The organism is Capnocytophaga sp. oral taxon 380 str. F0488 (genome assembly GCF_000318255.2).
In the GTDB taxonomy this organism is placed as follows: domain Bacteria; phylum Bacteroidota; class Bacteroidia; order Flavobacteriales; family Flavobacteriaceae; genus Capnocytophaga; species Capnocytophaga ochracea.
The window spans coordinates 25413-30472 of sequence record NZ_KB291194.1; the positions used below are offsets into that span (position 1 = coordinate 25413).

The window sequence follows — 5060 nt, forward strand, 5'->3', positions numbered from 1 at the left end:
GGGGGAGTATGACGGAAAAGGAGAAGGGATAATTGGGGAATTAGCAAATTAGAAAATTAGAAAATGGGGAGGTGGGAGGCAATAGTCCATAGGCACTAGGGGGAGTATGACGGAAAAGGGAACAAATGACGAATGACAGGGTGATGTGAAGCATAGCGCGATGATAGATTAACTTTGGTAAAGTGTAGGGAATAAAGGCATTGAGAAATTGGTAATTTGAGAAATTATTAGTATTTTTGCATCTATTAAAATCACATTTATTAAATATCAATAAGTAATGAGAAGGGTATTTTTGTTTTGGCTATTAGCTTGCTCTTTTGTTCAAGGGCAGACTTCTATTTGTATAGGTGAACAATTATCGGTTTCTTCTAAAGTGTTAGGTGAAACGCGTACTATAAGTGTGTATTTGCCTGATTCGTATTACGACTCTACTTTAAAAAAGACAAACTATCCTGTGGTGTATCTGCTTGATGCAGAAACAAACTTCAACTATTTTACTACTTTGATGGAGAAATTGGCTCAGGGAATCCCTAATGTACCAGAAATGATTGTCATTGGAATTGAAAACACACAGCGCGAAAGGGATTTTGGAAGCGATAGTGATCGTTTTTGGCAGTTTGTGGCTGATGAACTTATTCCTTTGGTTAAAAAGCAATACAGATGTAGTGATTTTCGCATTTTAGTAGGTCACTCATTGAGCGGATTGGCGGTGGTTTCAGCTCTTAACAAACATACGGAGCTATTTAATGCTTATATTGTACACGACCCGAGTTTATGGTGGGGTAATAATGATGGGGTGCAGCTGTTTGAGGCGAGTAAAGGGAAGGATTTTAAACATAGGATTTTTTATTTATCGTATTCGGGGAAGAAGGTGCGCAACAATGGACGCAGTAGGCATCGGGAGGCGATAGAGGCGGTGCAAGCAATGGCGACAAAGGGAGATTTTAAGAATTTGGAGACTTATTTTGTTGAATACCCCAACGAGAATCACGGCACAATACAAGTGGTAGGAAATATGGATTTGATGCGGAGGCTTTTTGCAGAGATGTTCATCGACCGCAACGATATTGAGGAGAATCCAGCAGTTATCCAACAGCGGTATGAGGTGCTTTCTAAAAGGTTACATTATAAGTTTGTGCCGAGTGAGAAGTATTTGAGAAATACCGAGAAATGGCTGAAGAAAGTAAAATGTGAAAAGTAAAAATAGAAAAGGTGCTTAGAGAGATTGTCTTCTAAGCACCTTTTTGTTTTGTTATTTAAAGTGACCGATGGCGTTGATAAAAGAAGCACCTTTTACGGTGAGACCTTTAGTAGCTTTATTAGTAGCAGGGTCGATTATGTAAATGGCAGGATCAGCATTTGTCACATTTACTGGTAGATAGACTTTACCATTGTAGACAGCAAGCTCTACGGGGTTTGACGTCATATTGGCAAAATCAGAGAGAGCTGGCAGTCCGGTTACCCAGTTGAAAGATTTAGCTTCCATATCTACAATAGCAAAGCGGTTTACATCTACTCCATTGAGGGCAGCTTTTGAAGCATCATTAAAGAACTCAAGCAAGAACTTATTACCGGTGATATGCCATACACGACGAAAGATTCCGTTACCGGATACTGTTGAGATATCAAAGAAATAAGAGCTATCAAAGTCGGTAGCACCTTGTTTGATACGCAAAGCACCTGCAGGTTTTGTTGAAGCAACATCGGGGGTTTGAGGAGCTTTTACTTTAGGAGGATTCTTAGCAATCGCTCCTGAGAACACATATACATCGCCATTATCGGCTTTACCCATTTCTAACAAATATTGAGATTTGAAACGACCTGCGCTATAGCTGAGCTTATCGCTTTTATAGCTACGTTTGAGGTTCAAGTCTTTATCGAGTACTCCTACATACACTACATCGGGATTGTGGATTTTACCAGTGCTTGAACCTTGAGCTACTTGCACATCTTTGTAATCAGAAACTATCATACCGCTGAAGAACTCACCGTTACCATTGTCTAAGATACCAGCAAACGACACGATTTCTTGAGTAGAAGAGGAGGTGTTCATCTCAGGAAGGAGGTTTGCTGTATGGATAGTTTTGGTAAAAGCTTTGGTATAATTGTTGGCATTGCGGAAGTTGAAGGTTGCACCGTCCTTTTTGCCTTCGTATTCTTGTCCGCCTACTACAGTTATCCAATAATCACTGAAGAAACCGAAAGTGGTGGCACGTTCGGCTACGTCAAAATCAGTAAGATGTTTTACACCTTGAGCTGTTTTTTCGTAAGAAATACCGATACCAGCTCCTTTAAAGCCATAGGATAGACCTACTGCTGTGTTCTTGTTGAACTGCCAGAAATAGCCATTAGCTTCTTTGAATTGTTCTTGGTTAGCAGAAAGAGGGAGTTCCCCTTTTTCTACGTTTTTAGCGACCAACAGATAACGAGTTTTATTTTGATCACCTCCAGCATCGATGAAGAAGTTAGCTCCCTCGGCAGAAGGAGGAGGGACTGGAGTATTATCGTCTTTTTTGCAAGACGTAAGGGCTACGAAGCTAACTAATGAGCCTACAAGTAGCGTTTTTTTGAATGTTTGAAAATTGATATACATATATTTAGAAATTAGTTGTTAGAAATTAGTTGTTAGTAGAATCGGTAGGAGAGTTTGGCATAGAAAGCGCGACCGGCTTTTTGGAGGCTGTAGTTATCGTACAACAATTCATCGGTGATATTTTTGGCTTCTACGGAAAGACTTAACCGTTTGTTAGGGGTGTAGTAGGTAAGACTCACATCGTGTGAAAGTTGGCGAGGGACTTTAATTTTTGTTCCTTCGCTTTGCCACGAGGTAAAAAACTCTTCGGTGAAAAAGAGATTATAGTTTAGTGATAGTTTGTCGCGTTTAGCAATGAGGCTTTCTATATTACAAGTAGCATCGGCGTTGCCAAATAGATAAGGCATATTGGGCAAACGGTCGTTATAGATAGCAGAAGGGCGACCTGTTTCAGTAAATTCTTCTTTGTTGCGCAAGTTCATATAAGACAAGTTGCCACCTACTGAAAATGCATCTTTATAGAAGAAATAGCGCAGGGTAGCATCGACTCCCATATTGAGTACCTTACCGTGATTTCGGCTTCCTGCGGAGCCTTCATTAGCTCCTGCACTGATAATACTTCTGATGATATAATCTTTGATATAACGATAGGCAAAACCCACTTCTACTAAGAATGAATGCGCTTTGAACGCAGGTTGATAAGAGAGATTTACATTCAGGTTATCGCTATTTTCGGGTTTGAGCTTATAGTTGCCAATCTCTAAATCGCCATCGCCAAAAAGTTCGGTATCAGTAGGTAGACGGAAGCTCTTTTCATAAGAAAGTTTGACTTGTAGAGGCTTTAAGAGCTGATAAGTAGTCGCCCCACCATACCCCCAAGCCTGAGTGTGATGAGTTTCTTCTTCATATACAGCGCGACTTCCATATCCAGTAACAATCACTGGACCTGTTACAGCTGTATTGTAATATTTACCGAAAGCTAATATATTCCAACGCTCAGAAGGGGTGAACTTATATGATAATCCAGAAATATTTTTCTCATTGACACGCCTCATAAAATCGGAATCGAGGGTATAGTTGGTAATGAGCATATTTTTGTTACGCCGAATGTAATTACTGAAGGTGTGTGTGAGTTGAAAAGAGTGTTTTTCACTGAGTTGATAGTCTAAGTGTGAAGTAATATAGCCCGTTTTACCTTCAAAAATAGTATTCTGAAGTTGCGATTCACCACGAGTAACCATTGGTTCATACTCACCCGTCCAGCTATAACGGCGAGCTTCTTCATCTACATTCTGAGTGGTGGTAAAATCATAACGCCCTGTAAGGAAGAAAGAGAGACCTTTGAGGATATTCTTTTTCTCATATTCTACTGAAGATGAATAGTTATGAGATTTGCGGTACTTACCTCCGAAGACTTTTTGCATTAGGTTGGCGTTTTGGAGTTGTTTATGCTCTTGACTATAATTAAGTGCAAAAGAAAGTTTATCAGCCCATTTTTCATCGAAGATATTCACACGACCTATGATAGCCTCGTTGTGATAACGGTCGTGAAAGCGTTTGAACCAACGTTTTTCTTTAGAGTAAGAGCCTGTTTGGAGGTCGAGATATTCGGTAAATACTTTATAACTGTTATCGGAGTAATTTTGATAAGCATTGAGTTCTACACTGATGTTATCGGTGAGGAATTGACCGAGATTTAAGGTACTTTTATGGGTGTTGAAAGAACCAAAAGTATAGGAAAGATTGCCGTAGTTGTATCGGCTTTTGCGCGTTACTACATTGATAGCGCCCCCAAGAGCATCGGCACCAAAAGTAACAGGTACCACACCTTTGTAAATTTCGATACGTTCGATAAGTTCAGCGGGAATATTATTAATGCGAAAAGAGGCATTAGCTTCGTTCATAGGAACCCCATCGATAAAGATACGCACGTGACGACCGGTAAAGCCATTAAGATTGATATTCGCCTCTGCCCCTACCCCACCGGTTTCGCGCATCTTCACTCCCGATACACGGGCAAGCATATCGGCAGCATTGCTGTTGAGATTGCGGAGCTGTTGAGCTTCGATAGCCACCACGTTGTAAGCTGCTTTTTGCACTTGCTTGATAGGTGATTGCCCTGTGAGCACAACCTCACTGAGTTGCGTGACTTCTTCTTCAACAGGTTGAGAGAAGAGTTGAGTTGCACAAAAAGGAGTGAGTAAAAGGATTATATTTTTAGGTGATAAAGGCATTAATATTATTTCTGATGAGAAAAAAAGAGGGTGCAAAGATAGTAAATAAAATGGAATGATTCTAAAAAAATAGAAAATATTTAATGTTAATAATATCAGAAGTGCTAATAATCAACCTTTACAAAGTTTAAAACTTAGGCAAAGTGTGTATTGTTAAAAGTGATACATTAGGAGTTTTCAGATTTTTAGGAAAATCTCGCAGGGACTAGGGGTTTTCGGAGGAAAGTTTGGAAGAGAGCAGAGAGCTAAGGAGGTTCGGAAGAAAACGGAGGGATTCGGAAGGAGTGATTTAG

At 40.0% G+C, this 5060-nt stretch carries 3 protein-coding genes; 1 reads left to right on the top strand and 2 read right to left on the bottom strand.

Features of this window, described 5'->3' with window-relative positions; genetic code table 11:
• The first annotated feature begins 277 nt into the window (after positions 1 to 277).
• Positions 278 to 1201, top strand: coding sequence for an alpha/beta hydrolase (locus HMPREF9078_RS04800; protein WP_009419615.1), 924 nt, complete (start codon positions 278 to 280; stop codon positions 1199 to 1201).
• Between the two features lie 51 nt (positions 1202 to 1252).
• On the opposite strand, the gene HMPREF9078_RS04805 is transcribed toward HMPREF9078_RS04800, so the two are convergent.
• Positions 1253 to 2593: a DUF4374 domain-containing protein gene (locus HMPREF9078_RS04805; protein WP_009419616.1), complete on the bottom strand. Its 1341-nt coding sequence runs from the start codon at positions 2591 to 2593 to the stop codon at positions 1253 to 1255.
• A 32-nt stretch (positions 2594 to 2625) separates the two neighbouring features.
• A complete protein-coding gene (locus tag HMPREF9078_RS04810) occupies positions 2626 to 4767 on the bottom strand; it encodes a TonB-dependent receptor (RefSeq protein WP_009419617.1) in 2142 nt (713 codons plus the stop codon).
• Positions 4768 to 5060 lie beyond the last annotated feature (293 nt).